The organism is Pseudomonas sp. PHC1 (genome assembly GCF_046487845.1).
In the GTDB taxonomy this organism is placed as follows: domain Bacteria; phylum Pseudomonadota; class Gammaproteobacteria; order Pseudomonadales; family Pseudomonadaceae; genus Aquipseudomonas; species Aquipseudomonas sputi.
This window is the reverse complement of record NZ_JBJXHJ010000006.1, coordinates 114,207-133,915: the sequence shown is the minus strand read 5'-3', so window position 1 is coordinate 133,915 and position 19,709 is coordinate 114,207. Positions and strand designations below refer to the sequence as shown.

Sequence of the window (19,709 nt, the reverse complement as noted above, 5' to 3'; positions counted from 1 at the left end):
TGAAACGATGACTTGAGCAAAAAAGGGATGTTTTAAATGCACGCAATCGTAATGAATCCCCCCGCACCGAGTGCCGGCCCTGAGGCCTGGCGGACATTCGGCTGCGGCCCGGTGGCCGAGCCTGAGTTCTCGTTGATCCACCGTGCGATCGAGGCGCGGGCAGCGACACACCCGCAGCAGGTGGCCGCACGCTTTCAGGGACGGAGCCTGACGTACGGCGAGTTGAATCGCCAGGCCAACCGGTTGGCCAGATTGTTGTCGAGCCATGGCGTAGCACCGGGCGATCACGTGGCACTTTTCGTCGAACGCTCGATCCCGATGCTGGTGGGCATGCTTGCGACCTTGAAGGTGGGGGCCGCTTATATTCCACAGCATGTCGGCATTACCCCGACCCCGCAGTTGAGCCACATCATGTCGGTTGCTTCGACGCAGGTGGTGTTGACGCTTTCAACGCTGGCCCATGCGATTCCCCTGACGGCCGGGCAGCATTGCATTCATCTGGATACGTTCATCGACTCGCCGGGCTCGGCTGTCGATGACGTCAATGTGGGAAAGGATATTTCGTCACCGGATGCCTTGTGTTTTGTGTTGTTTACGTCCGGTACGACCGGTCAGCCCAATGGTGTCAGGGTGACCCAACGCAATGTCTGCAACATTCTGCTGACCGGCCCCGGCAATCTCGGCATGGGGCCGGGCATGAACGTCGGGCAGATCCTCAATATCGCCTTTGACATGGCTGCCTGGGAAATCCTCGGCTGTCTGGCCCATGGCGCGACGCTGCTGATCCGGGGCAAGGACATTGCCGAAACCGCCGAGCAGTGTGACGTGCTGATCGCGACGCCATCGATTCTCGCCACGCTGGATCCGGCGCGCTGCAGCCAAGTGAAAGTGGTGGCGCTGGCCGGCGAACCGTGCCCGCAGCCCCTGGCCGATCGCTGGGCGTCCTTTTGCGATTTCTACAGTGCTTGCGGCCCTACAGAAACCACCATCGTCAATACCATGCAGCACTACCGAGGCGTGGGCCCGTTGACGATCGGCAAGCCAACGCCCAACAACACCGTGTACGTGCTGGATGAATCGGGCCAACTGTGCGCGCCGGGTGAACAGGGCGAAATGTGGGCCGGCGGCGATTGTGTGACGGCCGGGTATCTGGGCAATCCAGCGCTGACTGCCGAACGTTATCGGCTCGATCCGTTTCTGGGGCAGGGACGCATGATGTTTCGTACCCGTGATCTGGGACGCTGGACCACTGACGGCGAACTGGAACACTTGGGCCGAGTGGACGATCAGGTGAAGGTTCGGGGCTTTCGCGTTGAACTGGACTCGGTATCGGCGGCGCTGGAGTCTGCACCGGGCTGCGAGCGCGCGGTGACCTTGAAGTTCGATAACCGTCATCTGGTGGCGTTCGTCTATCCCGCTTCAACGGATACCGACGAGGCGCGACGCCGTTGCGAGGAGCGTCTGGCCTATTACTGCGTGCCTTCGATGATTCTGCCGGTGGACGACATCCCGCTGACCTCAAGGGGCAAGGTCGATAAACGCTTGCTGCTTGAGCGGGCTCAGGCGTATCAGGCACAGCTCGTTGCCACCACTGAGGAGGCAGGGCAATGACTCAGGTCGATGACGCTTTTGCCCTGCCACCTCGAAGGCCGCTTTGGCGGCGTCTGGGAACGATGCCCTTGTTTTCGCACTACAACCGCCTGGTAGCGCTGGTGCTGCTGGCTAACGTCGGGGCGCTGGTGTACGGAGTGACCGTCGGTCAGTGGTGGCCGGCCTCGGGGATTGCGTTGGAGGCATTGTCGCAGCTGGTGTTGGCGAACCTGTCGATGGCGATCCTGATTCGTCAGCAATATGTGATCAATCTGTTGTTCTGGCTGGCGACCCGGGCCCCGACGAGCTGGCCGTTGGCGATTCGTCGTTCGCTGGCCAAGGTCTACCATTTCGGTGGGCTGCACAGTGGCGGGGCGATGGCTGCGATTGCCTGGTTCGTGGCACTGCTCGGCTCGATGATCTGGCAAAGGACCCAAGGGGTGGATGGGGTTTCGCTGACGTTGCTGACCATCAGCGCCGGGCTGCTGGGATTGTTGCTGCTGATGGCGATCATGGCGTTGCCGGGAATTCGTTCACGGTTTCACAACGCTTTCGAGCGCACCCACCGGTTCGCCGGTTGGGCGGCGCTGCTGCTGTTCTGGGTCATGACGCTGGTGTTTGCGCGGGACAGTAATCCTTCGGCAGACCTGGCGCAGGTCCTGTTGACATCCGTTTCGTTCTGGATGCTGCCGATCCTGACACTCAGCATTGCCTTGCCTTGGTTGCGTCTGCGCAAGGTGCCAGTGACGCTGGTCAAACCGTCATCGCATGCAGTGATTGCCCGGTTCAATCACCTCACGCCGTTCGCCGGATCTTCCACCGCCATCAGTCGCCATCCGCTGTGGGAATGGCACTCGTTTGCCAACATTCCTGCACCTGACGAACAGGGTTTTCGCCTGATCATTTCCCGGGCCGGCGACTGGACCGGGCAGTTGATCGAGCAGCCGCCGACCCATGTCTGGGTCAAGGGCATCACCACGGCAGGCGTCGCCCATATCGAAACCCTGTTCAAGTCAGTGGTGTATGTCGCCACCGGCAGTGGCATTGGCCCTGTGCTGCCGCATCTGTTGGCGCGGCAAGTGCCGATCCACCTGATCTGGTCTACCCGCAGCCCGCGCGCGACCTATGGTGATGCGCTGGTGGAGGAAATCCTGCAGGCACAACCCGATGCCCATATCTGGGACACCGACCGGTTGGGCAAACCGGATCTGGTGGCGCTGGCGTATGCCGCCGTTCGTGCCCACGGTGCGGAGGCGGTGATCTGTATTTCCAACCAGAAGTTGACCGAACGCGTGGTCGAGGAAATGGAATCCCGAGGTATTCCGGCCTACGGCGCGATCTGGGATTCCTGACAGCGCGTCGGTGTTTTTCCACTCACTTCATTTTTCAAAGAGATTGCGAATGAACCTATTGATTGAACGGCACGGCCCCGTGGTACTGATCCGCCTCAACCGCCCGCAGGCACGGAATGCGCTCGACTCATCACTGATGCGCGAACTGCTGGGGACCTTGCAACCGCTGGACAGTGAACCGGGTATCGGATGTTTCCTCATCACCGGTACCCAGGATTATTTTGCTGCCGGAGCCGATATCAAGGAGATGTACGAAAAATCCTGTCGGGAAATGATCGAGGAAGATCATTTCGCCGGATGGGATGCGTTTGCCGCTCTGCGCACGCCAAAAGTCGCCGCAGTGGCGGGATTCGCGCTCGGTGGAGGATGCGAATTGGCAATGATGTGCGACGTGATCGTGGCGGCCGAATCTGCGAAATTCGCACTGCCGGAAATCACGTTGGGGGTGATGCCGGGCATGGGTGGTACGCAACGCCTGACCCGATTGATTGGCCGTGCCAAAGCCATGGACATGATACTGACCGGTCGCACGATGTCCGCCCGGGAAGCGGAGCAGGCGGGGTTGGTGTCGAGGGTGACAGAAGCCGATCAAGTGCTGACGCAGGCCATGGACATTGCGCAGCGCATCGGCGGTTTTCCCCGCACGGCGACACGGGCCGCCCGGGAGGCTGTTGACCGAGCGTCCGAGTCGGGATTGCGTGAAGGCATTCTGTTTGAACGACGCTCGTTTCACGGCCTGTTCGCGACACCCGGGCAGAAAGAGGGCATGCAGGCGTTTCTGGAGAAGCGCGAGCCGCGTTTCGATCAGATTTAGCCCGCCGCGATTGGACTCCGACGCCACTGCATGAAAGAAACTACAGTTCAGAGGGAATAATCCTACGAGACGTGCGTCTCATAGCACCTTTCCCTATGGCCGATGGCCCTGGAGTCTTTCATGGTTGATCGCAGCTCACCGCCCGGCGGGCCTCAACACCCGTCACTGAGTGCCCCGAGCCTGGTATTGCGACTTGGCGGAATCGCCGTAGTGGTCGCCGCCCTGGCCGGGGCTTTTGCCTACGTACATGGTTCATTTGACCCACAACGCCTGACGCCGAAAGCGTTGGTCGACGTGCTGGAAAAGAACAACGGCGTGCATCCCGGCTTTCGCCGCAATCACGCCAAAGGCGTTTGCGTGATTGGGTATTTCGAGAGCAGCGGCGAGGCTCGCCCGTATTCCGTCGCGCAAGTGTTCAACGAGCCGCGCACGCCGGTGGTCGGGCGCTTTGCGCTGCCGGCCGGCAGCCCGTATGCGCCAGACAGCGCCGTACCGATCCGCAGTCTGGCGCTGCGTTTCACTCAGGCCAACGGTCAGCAGTGGCGCACCGGGATGAACAGCATGCCGGTGTTCCCGGTCGGCACGCCCGAGGCGTTCTATCAGTTGCAGCAGGCGCAATCGCCGGATCCGGCGACAGGCAAGCCGGATCCGACCAAGGTGCCGGCATTTTTTGCCGCACACCCGGAAGCCGTGCCGTTTCTGACCTGGATAAAAACGGCCAAGCCCTCGGCCAGTTACGCGACCGAAACCTACAACAGCGTCAATGCGTTCTATCTGGTGGATGCCAGCGGCAAGAAGCAAGCGGTGCGTTGGGGCATGACACCTCTGGCCCAGGACGCTGCCGGTGCGACTGCGCCTGAAGGCAGCGATTTTCTTGAGAAAGACCTGGTGCAACGTCTGGCTGAAGGGCCGCTGCGCTTTCAGTTGAACATCACCTTGGCCAACGCGGACGATCCGGTGAACGATGCGAGCAAGGCCTGGCCCGCCGACCGCAAGGTGTTGAACGCGGGCACTCTGGTGCTGGAAAAGACCCAGCCGCAGCTCAGCGGCGAATGCCGTGATATCAACTACGACCCGCTGGTGCTGCCCGCCGGCATCCAGGGTTCCGACGACCCGCTGCTGGCCGCGCGCTCGGCCGGTTACGCCGATTCCTACCTGCGTCGCACCAGCGAAGTCAGCCAACTGCCCACCGGCAAAAAGGAGGCTCGCCCATGAGCACGCAACCGACTCATTTCAACCCGCTGGCGCGCTTGCTGCACTGGTTGATGGCGCTGATGATCATCGCGATGTTGTTCATCGGTGCCGGCATGGTGACCTCCGTGTCGGCGCGGCATGAATGGTTGATCAATCTGCACAAACCGTTGGGTATCGCGATTCTGCTGCTGGTGATCGTGCGCATTGTGGTGCGACTGGGCACCCGTCAACCACCGCTGCCGGCGGATCTGCCGGGCTGGCAGGTGATGGCGGCCAAGGCCTCTCATCTGTTGCTGTATGCGCTGATGCTGGTGTTGCCGCTGCTGGGCTGGGCGATGATCAGCGCGGCAGGGGATCCGGTGATGCTCGGCACATCCCTGCAATTGCCGTCGATCGTGCCGGCGGATGCGCAGGTGTTTGCGTTGCTGCGCAAGGCTCACGGGTATCTGGCGTATTTGTTGTTCCTGACCGTGCTGCTGCACCTGGCGGCGGCGTTGTTCCATGGCTGGGTGCGTCGTGACGAGGTGCTCGACAGCATGTTGCGGGGACGCAATCGCAACTGACCGTGGACGTTAATCCGACGTGGCGAGCGCGCAGGTCTGCTCGCCACGCTGTTGCGGTGCCAGCGTTCGCCACCAGTACAGCAACGCGACGATGTTGATTCCGGCACCCAGCCAGCAGACACCCGGCCATCCTGCCCAGGCGTACATGACCGTCGAGGCGATCGCACCCAGCGCGCTGCCGATTGAATAAAACAGCATGTAGCCGGCAGTCAGTCGGCTTTGCGCCTGCGGGCGAACGCTGTAGATCATGCTCTGACTGGTGACGTGCACGGCCTGCAAGCCCAGATCCAGGGTGATGACGCCAAGCAGCAACGCCCACAACGAAGACTGGGTCAGTGCGATCGGCAGCCACGAAACGAGCATCAGCATCAGCAGCAGCGACAGACCGCTGACCCATTGCCCCAATCCTCGATCCGCGAGGTGTCCGGCTCTGGCAGCGGCCAGTGCGCCTGCCGCGCCGGCGAGTCCGAACAATCCGATCTCACTGTGGGAAAGCGACAGCGGCGGACAACAGCGTTTGCATGACGATCAGCCGTCGGCGGTTGAGCAGGTCGCCAAGGGGCACCAGCAATAACAGACCGATGCCGTAGCCGACCTGGGTCAAGGTCATGACGATGCCGATACTGCCCGGCGACATCTCGAAGGCTTCGGCCATCGCATCCAGCAGCGGCTGGGCGTAATACACGTTGCCCACCGCGAGGCCGCAGGCGATGGCGGAAAGCAGCACGACACCTTTATCGAGCGTTGCATTTTTCATGTCCCGGTTCCTTTCAGGTTTCAAGTTGAAACTTGAATGACGGTAGATAATCCGGTTTTGATTTGCAACCTGATTGAATAAACGTCGGCGCAAAAAAAAGATCGCAGACAGGCTGCGATCTTTCGTGAAGCGCATATCAGGGGCGATCAGCGCAGGGTGTCGACCATGTCCGCGATGGTGGTCAGCACGTCCTTGCCCAGTTGCTTCGAGCGTTTGCCCGACCAGCCGGTGAGCGGGTTCGGCGCGTCGTCGTGATCCTTGAACGGCATTTCCAGGGTCAGTGACAGGCAGTCGAATTTCTGTCCGACGCTGTTGCAGGCCAGGGTCATGTTGGCCTGGCCCGGTTCGTCACGGGTGTAGCCGTATTGGGTCTGGAAGTCCTTGGTGGTGTGCTTCAGATGGCTGCGGAAGTGCTCTTCGAGTTTTTCGATCCGCGGGGTGTAACCGGGGTTGCCTTCGCAGCCAGCGGTGAATACGTGGGGGATTTCTTCGTCGCCGTGTACGTCGAGGAACAGATCGACGCCGTACTTTTCCATTTGCTGTTGTACGAAAAGAACTTCCGGACTGACTTCCTGACTGGCGTTCTGCCAGGCGCGGTTCAGGTCCTGGCCCATGGCATTGGTGCGCAGGTGACCGTGGAAGGCGCCGTCCGGGTTCATGTTCGGCACCAGGTACAGATCGGCGCCGGCCAGCAGTTTGTTCAGCACTGGATCGTCATGATGTTCCAGGCGTTCGATCACGCCTTCCATGAACCATTCGGCCATGTGTTCGCCCGGATGCTGCTGGGCGATGATCCAGATCTTGCGTCGACCTTCGGCGCCGGTGCCTTTGCGCAGGAGCTGGATGTCGCGGCCTTCGACGCTTTTGCCGGTGGCCAGCAGTTCGGTTCCGGCCTTGGTCAGCGCTTGCTCGATCAGCCAGTCATGACGGCCGCGGCTGTAAGGTTCGAAGTAGGCGAACCAGGCGTGGGTCTGCTCGGCCTCGAGGCAGAAGCGCAGGCTGTCGCCTTCGAATTGGGTCGGAATGCGGAACCAGTTGACGTGGTCGTAGGAAGCGACCGCCTGATAGCCGGTCCAGGCTTTGTTATAGGAGGACTGGCTGGCATTGACCAGGCGAAACCAGTGTTCCTGATGGACGTGCAGACCGCTGGCCTTGAAGTGGAACCACTGGAAATGGGCGCTGCGGGTATCTGGCCGAATTGCCAGCACCGGGTTGAGTGGATTGCTGATGTCGATGACTTGGATGTTGCCGCTGTCGAAGTTGGCGCTGATGTCGAACGAAGATTTGGCCACGGTCATAATCGGTTCCTGAATATGATTTTTATGGCGGCTACTTTACACGCAAGACAGGGGTGAAACCGAGGGAAATTGCGGGTTGTGGCGGGGGGCGTCTTCCGTGACGCGGATGCAGCTTAGTAGCTGTGCGATTGATTCTCAAGTGCTAATTGGCATTACTTCGCCCCAATGTGGCCGGGGTTCGCTTGCCAAGCAATATTCTTTTGATATTATCCGCGCCATCGAATTTGCAGCACCCAAAGACTTCATTAGCCTGAAGCTACAAGCCAGAAAACTGGCAAAAAAAAGACCCGGCAAAAAGCCGGGTCAAAAACCGTGATTAGCCTGATGAGGAGATAGTCCAGAAGACCGACCTAAGGTCTCTGGTCCATCGACTGATCTCGCGATCAGTTGCTTGCAATAGTAATCATTATCATTTGCAAGTCAAATGTTTTTATCTGCGCGATTGGAAAATTCTATCCCGTCCGTACGCCTGTCTTCAGCGAACTGCGCCATCGAGCGAGTGATCAACCATCGCCCGCGCCATGTCCACCATGTGCACGACCGAAAATGCCAGATCTCGATTGACGCCCTGCAAGCTGTCCGCCGCCTTGAATGCCGTGGCTGCTGCACATCGCAGCAGGTCTGAGGCGTGGACCAGGGATTCTTCGCCACTCAGGTTGCTGTTCACGCCGAAGAAGCGTTCCTCTACATCCGGTTCTGACACAGCTGGTTTCAAGTAATAGTCCAACGCCCGTTGTGCAGCGGCGCACCCTTGCGGGGACGTGAAGGTGGTGTCCATTTGCAGGTCGGGCATGTCTTTGCTGGTGATATTCATGGTGAAAGGTCACTCCTTGGTCGATTCAAATCCGTGACCCAAGAATAGTACTATCAGTATTTGTGACCAGAATTTAAATACTACAATATGTGTTTTGCCGGCCGCAGGCGTCCACGTATGGTGCCGCACATGGATAAATGGATTGAGTTGGTCAAGGCCAAAATGAGTGAACTCAACGTCACTCAAGTCGAACTCGGCGAGCGCGTCGGCATGTCTCAGGGCGGTATCGGCCATTGGCTGAACAAGCGCCGCGAGCCCGGCATCACGCAGATGAACCGCGTGCTCAAAGCGCTGGGCATGGAGTATCTCGAAGTCGCGGTGGTGATTCGCGAGCCGCAGGTCGATGCGGATGACGAAATGCCCCTGGCGCAGAAGTACAACCCTTACTTTCGCTATCCGGTCAGCGAGTGGAATGCGCCGATCGAGGCCCGCGAAAGCCAGCCAGCGTATTCGAGTGCCAAGGACAAGCGACGTTTCGAACTGACGGATTACCACGCCCGTGGCCCGGCGTTCTGGCTCACGGTGAGGGGCAACGCGATGACCGCGCCCACCGGGCAGAGCATCGGCGAGGGGATGATGATCCTGGTGGATCCGGCACTGGAGGCCGAGCCCGGCAAACTGGTGATTGCCCAGTGGTCGGACAGCGACGAGGCGATTTTCCGCAAGCTGATCGAAGAGGGCGGCCAGCGTTACCTGGTGCCGCTCAATCCGACCTGGCCGAAAGCCTTGTTCACCGACGAGTGCCGAATCATCGGTGTTGTGGTTCAGGCAACCGCCAAATACTAGTCAGATCGATCCTCGCCAGTCGTAGGATCGATCCTCCTTTCAAACCTCTTCCAGCTCGACCAGAGCGCTGCCTTCACTGACCATTTCGCCTTCCTGGCAATACAGCGCCTTGATCACGCCAGCATGGGGCGCGCGGATGCTGTGCTCCATCTTCATCGCCTCGAGCACCACCAATTGCGCACCGGCCTCAACCGATTGCCCGGCCTCCACCAGCACCCGCACGATGCTGCCGTTCATCGGCGCTGTCAGACCGCCCTGATGGCTGTGACTGGCTTCGACTGCGCTGATCGGGTCGTACGTTTCAACGCGTCGCAGTTCGCCGTCCCATTGAAGATACACAACCTCTCCACGACGAATCGCCCGCCGCTGTCGACGCAGCCCGTCGTGCTCGACCACCAGTTGCTCGCCGATCAGTTTTGCATTGCCGCCAGCACCGAGGGTCAAGGCCTGATCCTGCCCCTCGCAACTCAAATGCAGAGTGACTTCACTTGGCAGACCCGCGCGCAAACCGCTGTGAAGCGCCCAAGGCGAAGCCGGATCATCCGCCCGAGCCATCCCCGGCAGACTCTGCGCAACAGCCTGCGCCGCCGCCTGCCAGAACTCATCGCTCAGCGCAGCGGGCGCTGGCAACAGTTGCTCCTGATAGCGCGGAATGAACCCGGTATCCAGCTCGGCCGCCGCAAACGCCGGATGACCGATGATCCGCCGCAGGAAGTTGATGTTGGTCTTCAGCCCGCCAATCGCAAATTCATCGAGCATGCTCAACAGCCGCAAACGCGCCTGTTCACGATCCTCGCCCCACGCAATCAGCTTGCCGAGCATCGGATCGTAGAACGGCGAAATCTCGTCGCCTTCCTCAACGCCGCTGTCCACTCGGCGCCCCGGGCCTGCGGCGGATTCGCGGTACAGATCCAGGCGCCCGGTCGCCGGCAGGAAATCATTCGACGGATCTTCCGCATACAACCGAACCTCAATCGCATGCCCGTTGAGCGGCACCTGATCCTGGGTGATCGGCAGCGCTTCGCCGCGAGCGACGCGAATCTGCCAGGCCACCAGATCGAGCCCGGTGATGGCTTCGGTGACCGGGTGTTCGACCTGCAGCCGCGTGTTCATTTCCATGAAGAAGAACTCGCCGCGAGCATCCAGCAGAAACTCCACCGTGCCGGCACCGACGTAACCGATGGCCTGCGCCGAACGCACAGCCGCTTCGCCCATCGCGCGACGCAGCTCCGGGCTCAGACCCGGTGCCGGCGCCTCTTCGACGACCTTCTGGTGCCGACGCTGGATCGAGCAGTCGCGCTCGTTCAGGTACAGGCAATTGCCATGCTGATCGGCAAACACCTGGATTTCCACATGGCGCGGCTTGAGCAGGTATTTCTCCACCAGCATCCGCGAGTCGCCGAACGACGACTGCGCTTCACGCTGGGCCGAGGCCAACGCTTCAGCCAACTGGCTGACGTCTTCAACGACCTTCATGCCCTTGCCACCACCGCCAGCGGTGGCCTTGAGCAGCACCGGATAGCCGATACGCTCGCAAGCATCGCGGAAGGTGTCCAGATCCTGAGCTTCGCCGTGATAACCCGGCACCAGCGGCACGCCAGCGGTTTCCATCAGCGCTTTGGCGGCGGACTTGCTGCCCATCGCGTCGATGGCCGAGGCGGGTGGGCCGAGAAAAATCAGGCCGGCCGCTTCGATCGCGCGGGCAAAACCGGCATTTTCCGACAGAAAGCCATACCCCGGATGAATCGCCTGAGCGCCGCTGGTCTTGGCCGCTGCGATCAGTTTGTCGATTTGCAGGTAACTGTCGGCCGCTTTGCTGCCGCCCAGATCCACGCGGATATCCGCTTCACGGCTGTGCCGCGCTTCGCGGTCGGTGGCGCTGTGCACGGCGACGGTGGTGAGGCCCAGGGCCTTGGCGGTGCGCATGACCCGGCACGCGATTTCGCCACGGTTGGCCACCAGCAGGGTGGTGAGAACAGGTGCGCTCATCAACGCGGCTCCTTGGTGGTGGTTGCGGCTAGCCAGTTCGGCGGACGCTTCTGCAGAAAGGCCCGTAAGCCTTCCTGGCCTTCCGGGCTGACGCGGATACGGGCGATGGCGTTTTCGGTGTAGCGACGCAGGGCCGGGGTCAGCGCGCCGTTGCCGACTTCACGCAACAGGTCCTTGCTGGCGCGCATGGCGGCGGGGCTGTTGAGCAACAGATTGTCGATCCATTGTTCGACTTTCTGCTCAAGTTCGGTCGCCGGGTAGCTTTCCGCCAACAAGCCGATTTCCCGCGCCCGTTGCCCGCCAAAACGCTCGGCCGTCAGCGCATAACGCCGCGCCGCGCGCTCGCCGATGGCTTGCACGACGAACGGGCTGATCACCGCCGGCGCCAAGCCAATGCGCACCTCCGACAGGCAGAACTGCGCGTCATCGGCGCCAATCGCCATGTCGCAGCAACTGATCAGGCCCAGCGCGCCGCCGAACGCCGCGCCTTGCACCACGGCCACGGTCGGGATTTTCAGTTTGGCGAGGTTGTACATCAGCTCCGCCAGTTCCCGGGCGTCGTCGAGGTTGGTGTGGTAATCGAGTTCGGCCGATTGCTGCATCCAGGCCAGATCCGCGCCGGCGCTGAAATGCTTGCCACGTCCGCGTACCAGCAGAAAGCGCAGGCTGGCGTCGCTGGCGACCTTGTCCAGCGCCAGGATCAGTTCGCGGATCATCTCGGCGTTGAACGCGTTGTTCTTTTCTTCGCGGCTCAGCCACAGGGTCGCGAAACCCCGTGGATCGCTCTGCAATTCGAGGGTGTTGAAGTCGCTCATGAGGTTCTCCCGATCACATCCGGAACACGCCGAAGCGGCTCGGTTCGATAGGCGCGTTCAACGACGCGGACAAGGCCAGGGCCAGCACATCGCGGGTTTGCGCCGGGTCGATGACGCCGTCGTCCCACAGCCGTGCGCTGGAGTAGTAGGGGTGACCCTGCTCTTCGTACTGGTCGAGAATCGGTTGCTTGATCTCGCTTTCCTGCTCGGCGCTGAACGCTTGGCCGCTGCGTTCGGCCTGCTCGCGCTTGACCTGAACCAGCACGCCGGCCGCCTGTTCGGCGCCCATCACGCCGATCCGCGCGTTTGGCCACATCCACAGGAAGCGCGGATCGTAGGCCCGCCCGCACATGCCGTAGTTACCGGCGCCGAAGCTGCCGCCGATGATCACGGTGAATTTCGGCACCTTGGCGCACGCCACCGCGGTCACCAGTTTTGCGCCGTGCTTGGCGATGCCGCCAGCCTCGTACTTCTGGCCGACCATGAAGCCGGTGATGTTCTGCAGGAACAGCAGCGGGATGCCGCGCTGGCAGGCCAGTTCGATGAAGTGCGCGCCTTTTTGCGCGGCTTCGGCGAACAGGATGCCGTTGTTGGCAAGGATCGCGATCGGGTAGCCGTGCAAGTGAGCGAAACCGCACACCAGCGTCGTCCCGAACAGCGCTTTGAATTCATCGAACACCGAACCGTCGACCAGCCGCGCAATCACTTCACGCACGTCGAACGGCTGTTTGGCGTCGGCCGAAACCACGCCGTACAACTCGTCGCTGGCGTACAGCGGCGCAATCGGCGTGCGCTGCTGTACTTCGCCGAGCTTGCGCCAGTTGAGATTCGCGACGCTGCGGCGGGCGAGGGCGAGAGCGTGTTCATCGCTTTCGGCGTAATGGTCGGCGACCCCGGACGTCTTGCAGTGCACATCGGCCCCGCCGAGGTCTTCGGCGCTGACCACTTCGCCGGTTGCGGCTTTCACCAGCGGCGGGCCGGCGAGGAAGATGGTCGCCTGATTGCGCACCATGATCGCTTCGTCAGCCATCGCCGGCACGTAAGCGCCGCCGGCGGTGCAGGAACCCATGACCACCGCAATCTGCGCAATGCCCATGGCGCTCATGTTGGCCTGGTTGAAGAAAATCCGCCCGAAGTGCTCGCGGTCCGGGAACACTTCGTCCTGACGCGGCAGGTTGGCGCCACCCGAGTCCACCAGATAAATGCACGGCAGTCGGTTTTGCTGGGCGATGGTCTGGGCGCGCAGGTGTTTCTTTACGGTCAGCGGGTAATACGAGCCACCTTTCACCGTCGCGTCGTTGGCGACGATCATGCATTCGACGTCTTCCACACGACCGATCCCGGCAATCACGCCGGCGGCCGGCACGTCTTCGCCATACACGGCGTGGGCGGCCAACTGGCTGATTTCCAGAAACGGCGAGCCCGGATCGAGCAGGCGGTTGATCCGCTCACGCGGTAGCAGTTTGCCGCGCGAGGTGTGCCGTTCCTGAGCTTTCGCGCCGCCGCCCTGGGCCACTTGGGCGAGCAGGGTGTGCAGGGCGTCGACCTGTTTGCGCATCGCCGCGCTGTTGGCGGCGAACTCCGCTGAACGGGGGTTGAGCTGGGTATGCAGGATAGCCATGGACAGCTCCGTTTAGCGGGTTTCGTTGAACAGTTCGCGACCGATCAGCATGCGACGGATCTCACTGGTGCCGGCGCCGATTTCGTACAGCTTGGCGTCACGCAGCAGACGGCCGGCGGGGAATTCGTTGATGTAACCGTTGCCGCCGAGAATCTGGATCGCGTCGAGGGCCATTTGCGTGGCGCGCTCGGCGGTGTAGAGGATCACGCCAGCGGCGTCCTTGCGCGTGGTTTCGTTGCGCTCGCAGGCCTGGGCCACGGCGTAGAGGTAGGCGCGGCTGGCGTTGAGCTGGGTGTACATGTCGGCGACTTTGCCCTGAATCAGCTGGAATTCGCCGATGCTCTGGCCGAACTGCTTGCGGTCGTGGATGTACGGCACAATCAGGTCCATGCACGACTGCATGATCCCGGTCGGGCCGCCGGACAGCACGACGCGTTCGTAATCGAGGCCGCTCATCAGCACTTTCACGCCGCCATTGAGCACGCCGAGGATGTTCTCCTCCGGGACTTCGACGTCATCGAAGAACAGCTCGCAAGTGTTGGAGCCGCGCATGCCGAGCTTGTCGAACTTGTTGCTGCGGCTGAAGCCTTTCCAGTCACGTTCGACGATGAAGGCGGTGATGCCGTGCGGGCCTTTTTCCAGGTCGGTCTTGGCGTAGATCACATAGGTGTTGGCGTCGGGGCCGTTGGTGATCCAGGTCTTGCTGCCGTTGAGCACGAAACGGTCGCCGCGTTTATCGGCGCGCAGCTTCATCGAGACCACGTCGGAACCGGCGTTCGGTTCGCTCATCGCCAGAGCGCCGACGTGTTCGCCGCTGATCAGTTTCGGCAGGTATTTGGCTTTCTGTTCGTGGTTGCCGTTGCGGTTGATCTGGTTGACACAGAGGTTGGAGTGGGCGCCGTAGGACAACGCCACGGAAGCCGAGCCACGGCTGATTTCTTCCATCGCCACGACGTGCGCCAGGTAACCCAGGCCAGCGCCGCCGTACTCTTCCGGCACGGTGATGCCGAGCAGGCCCATGTCGCCGAACTTGCGCCACAGATCGGCCGGGAACAGGTTGTCGCTGTCGATCTGCGCGGCACGCGGGGCGATCTCTTTGGCGACAAAGGACTGAACCTGATCGCGCAGCATGTCGATGGTTTCACCGAGGGCAAAGTTCAGGGATGGGTAGCTCATGGGTCACCTTTTGACTTTTTTGTAGGGTGGGGAGGGCGGCGGTTCGGCTCTCACCTTTACGTTAACGTAAGCCTGTGACGAATGGCTGTCAATCACCCTTTACGTTAACGTCAACTTGAGCGAGAGTAGAGCCAGTTCTGAGTGGTCGGAGCTGACATGGCTCCGGTCCAACACCCACTAATAAAGACAATAGGGGTCGTCATGGATCAACCCAGTGCAAACCCGCAACGCAGTTATACCCGCGGTTCCCAGGACAAAGCCTTGCTGGCGATGACCATCGGGCAGAAGTTCGACGAGACCGTCGCGCAGTACCCGCACGGCGAGGCGCTGGTGGTGCGCCATCAGCAGCTGCGTTACACCTGGCGGCAACTGGCCGAGGCGGTGGACGTGCATGCCAGAGCGCTGCTGGCGTTGGGTTTGCAGGCCGGCGACCGGCTCGGCATCTGGGCGCCGAACTGCGCGCAGTGGTGCATCACGCAGTTCGCCACCGCGAAGATCGGCGTGATCCTGGTCAACATCAACCCGGCCTACCGCAGCTCCGAACTCGAATACGTGCTCAAGCAATCCGGTTGCCAATGGCTGGTCTGCGCGGGTGCGTTCAAGAGCTCCGACTACCACGGCATGTTGCAAGGCTTGCTGCCGGAACTGGCCGAGCAATCCATCGGCGAACTGCGCAGCGAGCGCCTGCCGGAACTGCGCGGGTTGATCAGCCTCGATCCACGGCCGCCCTCGGGTTTTCTCCCGTGGTCGCAACTGGCCGATCTGGCCGCCAGTGTCTCGCCAGTACAATTGCGTGAACGCAGCGACAGCCTGCACTTCGATCAACCGGTCAACATCCAGTACACCTCCGGCACCACCGGTTTCCCCAAGGGCGCGACCCTCAGTCACTACAACATCCTCAACAACGGTTACATGGTCGGCGAAAGCCTCGGCCTGACGGCTGCTGATCGCCTGGTGATCCCGGTGCCGCTGTATCACTGCTTCGGCATGGTCATGGGTAACCTCGGCTGCATGACCCACGGCAGTACCATGATTTATCCCAGCGATGCCTTCGATCCGTTGCTGACCCTGAGCACCGTCGCCGAAGAGCAGGCCACCGCGCTGTACGGCGTGCCAACCATGTTCATCGCCATGCTCGATCAGCCACAACGTGCCGAATTCGATCTGTCGACCTTGCGCACCGGGATCATGGCCGGCGCCACTTGCCCGATCGAAGTGATGCGCCGGGTCATCAACGAAATGCACATGAGCGAAGTGCAGATCGCCTACGGCATGACCGAAACCAGCCCCGTGTCGCTGCAGACCGGACCATCCGACGAACTGGAACTGCGCGTCACCACCGTCGGCCGCACTCAGCCGCAACTCGAAAGCAAGATCATCGACGAGGCCGGCAATCCGGTGCCACGTGGCACCATCGGCGAGCTGTGCACCCGTGGCTACAGCGTGATGCTCGGCTACTGGAACAACCCGAATGCCACCGCCGAAGCCATCGACGCGGCGGGCTGGATGCACACCGGCGACCTGGCGAGCATGAATGACGAGGGTTATGTGTGCATCGCCGGCCGCAACAAGGACATGATCATCCGTGGCGGCGAGAACATTTACCCGCGTGAACTGGAAGAGTTCTTTTTCACCCACCCAGCGGTGGCTGACGTGCAGGTGATCGGCATTCCCTGCTCGCGTTACGGCGAGGAAATCGTCGCCTGGATCAAATTCCATCCCGGCCACAGCGCCACCGAACAAGCGCTGCAAGCGTGGTGCAAGGAGCGCATCGCCCACTTCAAGACGCCGCGGTACTTCAAGTTTGTGGAGGAATTTCCGATGACGGTAACGGGCAAGATCCAGAAATTCCGGATGCGCGAGATCAGTATCGAGGAGTTGCGCAGTAACGAGGGCTGACGATTAGGCCTGTGGGGGCTTGGCTCCCACAGTGTCCAGCAGGATTTCGCAAGGGCAGACAGCACAAAGGGGAGCCGAAGCTCCCCTTTAATTTTGTCGTCGCGTGCTCTTTTTATTATTGAGGGTCGGTCTGTTGTTGTTTTTGGCAACCGTGGCCCTTTACCGCTGTTTTTGGCGACCCCCATCCGGGGTCAAGAGCAAACGTATTTTTTTGAGCGCTGATCTGCTTTCTCGTCTAGCGATCCAACCGATTCGGGAGCTACCTGAGGGTAGTTTTATTGTTCTCTGCCCGGTTGCGGGTCATTCCGAGGAATACCCTGAAAAGCACACCTTCTCCAAAAAAATCTGTTAGCTGCGTCTCTGCCGTGTTGTTTTTGTTATGTCAGAGTCGGTACGTCTTATTTTTATTGGTTTGCTGCTTTTTATTCTTGTTATGCCATAGAGATAGCAGAAGCCGTGCCAACTTTTAAAAATCCTTGTAAATCAATGACTTGAGTTTTTTGAGGGATTTTTCCTTCAGCTCAAACCAGACAATTTGTTTCCGTGTTACTCGCTTGTGCCCACGTTTCGAACTCAGCGGTAACACCGTCCCCCTCACTGTGCGCTACGGGCCTTGGCCACGCGCGAACCGGTCGGGCGACCCAGCACGGCGCTGATCTGCTGGCCGGCGGCAATCAAGGCGTCGAGGTTGATACCGGTCTCGATGCCCAGGCCGTTGAGCAGGTACACCACGTCTTCGGTGGCGACGTTACCGCTGGCGCCCTTGGCGTACGGGCAGCCGCCAAGGCCGGCGATCGAGCTGTCGAACACTGCAATGCCTTCCAGCAGGCTGGCGTAGATGTTGGCCATGGCCTGGCCGTAGGTGTCGTGGAAGTGGCCGGCGAGTTTCTCTCGCGGCACTTGCTTCGACACTACTTCGAACAGCCGGCGAGTGGCGCCAGCGGTGCCGGTGCCAATGGTGTCGCCCAGCGACACTTCGTAGCAGCCCATCGCGTACAACTCACGGGCCACCATCGCCACTTGCTCCGGCGCGACCTCGCCTTCATAAGGACAGCCGAGCACGCAGGAGACGTAACCGCGCACGGTAACGCCGTGCTGTTTCGCCGATTCCATGATCGGTGCGAACCGCGCCAGGCTTTCGCTGATCGAGCAATTGATGTTGCGTTGCGAAAACGCTTCGGACGCGGCGGCAAACACCGCGACTTCCTTGACCCCGGCGGCCAGCGCATCTTCAAAACCGCGCAGGTTCGGCGCCAGCGCGCCGTAGGTCACGCCGGGTTTGCGCTGGATCTGCGCGAACACTTCGGCGGAACCGGCCATCTGCGGTACCCACTTGGGCGAAACGAAACTGCCGACTTCTATATAGCCGAGGCCGGCGGCGCTCAGCGCATCGACCAGTTGCACCTTGTCGGCGACGCTGATGGGCCGGGCTTCGTTCTGCAGGCCGTCACGCGGGCCGACTTCGATCAGGCGTACTTGGGAGGGGAGGGACATGGCGTTGACCTGTTGTAATTATCGGGAGGCTACTGCGCGACTTGCTGACTCTTGAGCGTCTGCTCCAGCGCCTGCACGCAGCGCTCTTCGGCAGTGTCGAGTTCCAGCTTCATCTGTTCGATGTCCAGCAGTTGCTGTTCAAGCTGTGCCCGACGTTCGCTGATTTTCGCCAGCATGCTGTTGAGTTGTTTGGTGTTACCGCTGGAGGGGTCGTAGAGCTCGATCAGCTCGCGGCACTCGGCCAGGGAAAAACCGATGCGCTTGCCCCGCAGGATCAGCTTCAGGCTGACCTTGTCGCGCGGCGAATAGATGCGTTCCTGGCCTCGGCGCTCGGGGCTGAGCAGGCCTTGTTCTTCATAGAAGCGGATCGCCCGGGTGGTGATGTCCAGCTCGCGGGCGAGATCGGAAATGCTGTAGGTCTGGCTGCTCATGAAAGCGCTCGCAATAAGGTCTTGGCGCTAAGCTAATGGCAGGTTGACGTTTACGTCAAGTCGCGGACACCTGCGCCTTATCGAGCTTCTTCTCGTGGGCTGTCACTTGTTGGCACAACTCGATCATCTGCTCGCGCATCCAGCGGTTGGCCGGGTCCTGATCGGTGCTTTCGTGCCAGTACAAATGGGTTTCCACCGGCGGCACATCGTTGACCGGCAGATTGAACGCATGCAGGTCATGGCGGCGGGCGAAACGCTCCGGCACGGTCATCACCATGTCGGTCTGCTGCAACACCTGGGAAGCCATCAGGTAATGCTGCGAACGCAGGGCAATCTTGCGCTGGATACCCATTTTGCCCAACGCCAGATCGACATGGCCCAGGCCACTGCGGCGGCTGGAAATATGAATGTGGGTCAGCGACAGGTAATCGTCGAGGGTGAATTTTTCCTTGGTCGCCAGCGGATGGCCCTTGCGCATCGCGCAGACGTAGCGGTCTTCCATCAGCTTGACGTGGCGCACCTGCGGATCGGTGTTGAGCGGTGCATCCACGGCAAAATCCAGGCGTCCGGCGGCCAGCTCCTTGGTGGTTTCCCGGCGCTTGGACAGGAAGCTTTCGATGATCACCGTCGGCGCCAGACGACGCAGGCGCTGGAACAGCGGTGGCAAAATCACCGCTTCGGTCAGGTCGGTCATGCTGATGCGGTAGGTCTTGACCGCTTGCGAGGGGTTGAAAATCCGGCTTTCCTGAACCGATACCCGCAGCAGCGACAGCGCATTGCGCACCGGGCCGATGATGTTCTGCGCCATGGGCGTGGGCACCATGCCCTGGGCGGTGCGTACGAAGAGCGGGTCGTTGAAGGTCTCGCGCAACCGCGCCAAGGCGTTGGACACCGCTGGCTGGGTAATGCCGACAATCTGCCCGGCGCGGGTCAGGTTGGCTTCGGTGTAGATCGCGTCGAAGACGATGAAAAGGTTGAGGTCGACCTTGCTCAGATTCATTACGCGGCTCTCTTGTTATAGGTGGAGGGTACAGGTCAGGGCGGCCTGGAAAATCAACCAATCATATATCGGTGATGAATGTTTATACACGCCGAGAATAGGCTAGGTAAATTATC

General features: G+C 60.9%; 17 protein-coding genes and 1 pseudogene. 8 read left to right on the top strand and 10 right to left on the bottom strand.

Going from position 1 to position 19,709, the window contains the following annotated elements; all coding sequences use genetic code 11:
- Nucleotides 1–36: 36 nt before the first annotated feature.
- The 5 genes from ACKJSM_RS11050 to ACKJSM_RS11030 all read left to right on the top strand — a co-directional run bounded on the left by ACKJSM_RS11050 (nt 37) and on the right by ACKJSM_RS11030 (nt 5,513).
- Complete coding sequence (locus ACKJSM_RS11050; RefSeq protein ID WP_410237433.1) at nt 37–1,611, top strand: amino acid adenylation domain-containing protein; 1,575 nt, start codon at nt 37–39, stop codon at nt 1,609–1,611.
- Nucleotides 1,608–2,942 (top strand): hypothetical protein, encoded by a 1,335-nt coding sequence (locus ACKJSM_RS11045; protein WP_410237432.1) that lies wholly within the window; start codon nt 1,608–1,610, stop codon nt 2,940–2,942. The genes ACKJSM_RS11050 and ACKJSM_RS11045 overlap by 4 nt, the downstream gene beginning before the upstream one ends.
- A 49-nt stretch (nt 2,943–2,991) precedes the next feature.
- On the top strand, nt 2,992–3,756 hold the full coding sequence (locus ACKJSM_RS11040) for an enoyl-CoA hydratase-related protein (RefSeq protein WP_410237431.1): 765 nt from the start codon (nt 2,992–2,994) through the stop codon (nt 3,754–3,756).
- A gap of 120 nt (nt 3,757–3,876) precedes the next feature.
- Nucleotides 3,877–4,971 (top strand): catalase family peroxidase, encoded by a 1,095-nt coding sequence (locus ACKJSM_RS11035; RefSeq protein WP_410237430.1) that lies wholly within the window; start codon nt 3,877–3,879, stop codon nt 4,969–4,971.
- Nucleotides 4,968–5,513, top strand: a complete 546-nt coding sequence (locus ACKJSM_RS11030) for a cytochrome b (protein ID WP_236177511.1) — start codon at nt 4,968–4,970, stop codon at nt 5,511–5,513. The genes ACKJSM_RS11035 and ACKJSM_RS11030 overlap by 4 nt, the downstream gene beginning before the upstream one ends.
- Before the next feature lie 9 nt (nt 5,514–5,522).
- Here the strand turns inward: ACKJSM_RS11030 and ACKJSM_RS11025 are convergent.
- Together ACKJSM_RS11025 and ACKJSM_RS11020 are read right to left on the bottom strand one after the other, a co-directional pair.
- Nucleotides 5,523–6,270 (bottom strand): annotated as a pseudogene (locus ACKJSM_RS11025) (MFS transporter).
- 146 nt (nt 6,271–6,416) lie between these two features.
- Nucleotides 6,417–7,568: a M14-type cytosolic carboxypeptidase gene (locus tag ACKJSM_RS11020; protein ID WP_410237429.1), complete on the bottom strand. Its 1,152-nt coding sequence runs from the start codon at nt 7,566–7,568 to the stop codon at nt 6,417–6,419.
- A gap of 97 nt (nt 7,569–7,665) precedes the next feature.
- Between ACKJSM_RS11020 and ACKJSM_RS11015 the strand changes: the two genes are divergently transcribed.
- Nucleotides 7,666–7,884, top strand: a complete 219-nt coding sequence (locus ACKJSM_RS11015) for a hypothetical protein (RefSeq protein ID WP_236177514.1) — start codon at nt 7,666–7,668, stop codon at nt 7,882–7,884.
- Between the two features lie 159 nt (nt 7,885–8,043).
- Here the strand turns inward: ACKJSM_RS11015 and ACKJSM_RS11010 are convergent, their stop codons facing one another.
- Entirely contained in the window at nt 8,044–8,382 is a 339-nt protein-coding gene (locus ACKJSM_RS11010; RefSeq protein WP_236177515.1) for a DUF6124 family protein, read from the bottom strand.
- A gap of 129 nt (nt 8,383–8,511) precedes the next feature.
- On the opposite strand from ACKJSM_RS11010, the gene ACKJSM_RS11005 reads away from it, so the two are divergent.
- Nucleotides 8,512–9,168, top strand: coding sequence for a LexA family protein (locus ACKJSM_RS11005; protein ID WP_410237428.1), 657 nt, complete (start codon nt 8,512–8,514; stop codon nt 9,166–9,168).
- A gap of 39 nt (nt 9,169–9,207) precedes the next feature.
- On the opposite strand, the gene ACKJSM_RS11000 is transcribed toward ACKJSM_RS11005, so the two are convergent.
- Genes ACKJSM_RS11000 through ACKJSM_RS10985 form a run of 4 tightly spaced genes read right to left on the bottom strand, consistent with a single transcriptional unit; the run spans nt 9,208 to nt 14,769 of the window.
- Nucleotides 9,208–11,157, bottom strand: a complete 1,950-nt coding sequence (locus tag ACKJSM_RS11000; RefSeq protein WP_410237427.1) for an acetyl/propionyl/methylcrotonyl-CoA carboxylase subunit alpha — start codon at nt 11,155–11,157, stop codon at nt 9,208–9,210.
- A complete protein-coding gene (locus ACKJSM_RS10995; protein ID WP_410237426.1) occupies nt 11,157–11,972 on the bottom strand; it encodes a gamma-carboxygeranoyl-CoA hydratase in 816 nt (271 codons plus the stop codon). The genes ACKJSM_RS11000 and ACKJSM_RS10995 overlap by 1 nt, the downstream gene beginning before the upstream one ends.
- A 13-nt stretch (nt 11,973–11,985) precedes the next feature.
- A complete protein-coding gene (locus ACKJSM_RS10990; RefSeq protein WP_410237425.1) occupies nt 11,986–13,593 on the bottom strand; it encodes a carboxyl transferase domain-containing protein in 1,608 nt (535 codons plus the stop codon).
- 12 nt (nt 13,594–13,605) lie between these two features.
- Nucleotides 13,606–14,769: an isovaleryl-CoA dehydrogenase gene (locus ACKJSM_RS10985; protein WP_039767508.1), complete on the bottom strand. Its 1,164-nt coding sequence runs from the start codon at nt 14,767–14,769 to the stop codon at nt 13,606–13,608.
- A gap of 201 nt (nt 14,770–14,970) precedes the next feature.
- Here ACKJSM_RS10985 and ACKJSM_RS10980 point away from each other — a divergent pair, with 201 nt between their 5' ends.
- Nucleotides 14,971–16,668, top strand: a complete 1,698-nt coding sequence (locus tag ACKJSM_RS10980) for an AMP-binding protein (RefSeq protein WP_410237424.1) — start codon at nt 14,971–14,973, stop codon at nt 16,666–16,668.
- Between the two features lie 594 nt (nt 16,669–17,262).
- Here the strand turns inward: ACKJSM_RS10980 and ACKJSM_RS10975 are convergent.
- Genes ACKJSM_RS10975 through ACKJSM_RS10965 form a run of 3 tightly spaced genes read right to left on the bottom strand, consistent with a single transcriptional unit; the run spans nt 17,263 to nt 19,593 of the window.
- Entirely contained in the window at nt 17,263–18,162 is a 900-nt protein-coding gene (locus ACKJSM_RS10975) for a hydroxymethylglutaryl-CoA lyase (RefSeq protein ID WP_236177522.1), read from the bottom strand.
- A gap of 29 nt (nt 18,163–18,191) precedes the next feature.
- Entirely contained in the window at nt 18,192–18,593 is a 402-nt protein-coding gene (locus tag ACKJSM_RS10970; protein ID WP_039767497.1) for a MerR family transcriptional regulator, read from the bottom strand.
- 55 nt (nt 18,594–18,648) lie between these two features.
- The gene (locus tag ACKJSM_RS10965) at nt 18,649–19,593 is read right to left on the bottom strand and encodes a LysR family transcriptional regulator (RefSeq protein WP_410237423.1); all 945 of its coding nucleotides are present in this window, start codon (nt 19,591–19,593) and stop codon (nt 18,649–18,651) included.
- Nucleotides 19,594–19,709 lie beyond the last annotated feature (116 nt).

Excerpts from the sequence above, each read along its gene's own strand:
- ACKJSM_RS11010 (WP_236177515.1), bottom strand. The coding sequence starts at position 8,382 with ATGAATATCACCAGCAAAGACATGCCCGACCTGCAAATGGACACCACC.
- ACKJSM_RS10990 (WP_410237425.1), bottom strand. The coding sequence starts at position 13,593 with ATGGCTATCCTGCATACCCAGCTCAACCCCCGTTCAGCGGAGTTCGCC.
- ACKJSM_RS10995 (WP_410237426.1), bottom strand. The coding sequence starts at position 11,972 with ATGAGCGACTTCAACACCCTCGAATTGCAGAGCGATCCACGGGGTTTC.
- ACKJSM_RS11000 (WP_410237427.1), bottom strand. The coding sequence starts at position 11,157 with ATGAGCGCACCTGTTCTCACCACCCTGCTGGTGGCCAACCGTGGCGAA.
- ACKJSM_RS11005 (WP_410237428.1), top strand. The coding sequence starts at position 8,512 with ATGGATAAATGGATTGAGTTGGTCAAGGCCAAAATGAGTGAACTCAAC.
- ACKJSM_RS11020 (WP_410237429.1), bottom strand. The coding sequence starts at position 7,568 with ATGACCGTGGCCAAATCTTCGTTCGACATCAGCGCCAACTTCGACAGC.
- ACKJSM_RS11050 (WP_410237433.1), top strand. The coding sequence starts at position 37 with ATGCACGCAATCGTAATGAATCCCCCCGCACCGAGTGCCGGCCCTGAG.
- ACKJSM_RS10980 (WP_410237424.1), top strand. The coding sequence starts at position 14,971 with ATGGATCAACCCAGTGCAAACCCGCAACGCAGTTATACCCGCGGTTCC.
- ACKJSM_RS10965 (WP_410237423.1), bottom strand. The coding sequence starts at position 19,593 with ATGAATCTGAGCAAGGTCGACCTCAACCTTTTCATCGTCTTCGACGCG.
- ACKJSM_RS11045 (WP_410237432.1), top strand. The coding sequence starts at position 1,608 with ATGACTCAGGTCGATGACGCTTTTGCCCTGCCACCTCGAAGGCCGCTT.
- ACKJSM_RS11030 (WP_236177511.1), top strand. The coding sequence starts at position 4,968 with ATGAGCACGCAACCGACTCATTTCAACCCGCTGGCGCGCTTGCTGCAC.
- ACKJSM_RS10970 (WP_039767497.1), bottom strand. The coding sequence starts at position 18,593 with ATGAGCAGCCAGACCTACAGCATTTCCGATCTCGCCCGCGAGCTGGAC.
- ACKJSM_RS11035 (WP_410237430.1), top strand. The coding sequence starts at position 3,877 with ATGGTTGATCGCAGCTCACCGCCCGGCGGGCCTCAACACCCGTCACTG.
- ACKJSM_RS11040 (WP_410237431.1), top strand. The coding sequence starts at position 2,992 with ATGAACCTATTGATTGAACGGCACGGCCCCGTGGTACTGATCCGCCTC.
- ACKJSM_RS10975 (WP_236177522.1), bottom strand. The coding sequence starts at position 18,162 with ATGTCCCTCCCCTCCCAAGTACGCCTGATCGAAGTCGGCCCGCGTGAC.
- ACKJSM_RS10985 (WP_039767508.1), bottom strand. The coding sequence starts at position 14,769 with ATGAGCTACCCATCCCTGAACTTTGCCCTCGGTGAAACCATCGACATG.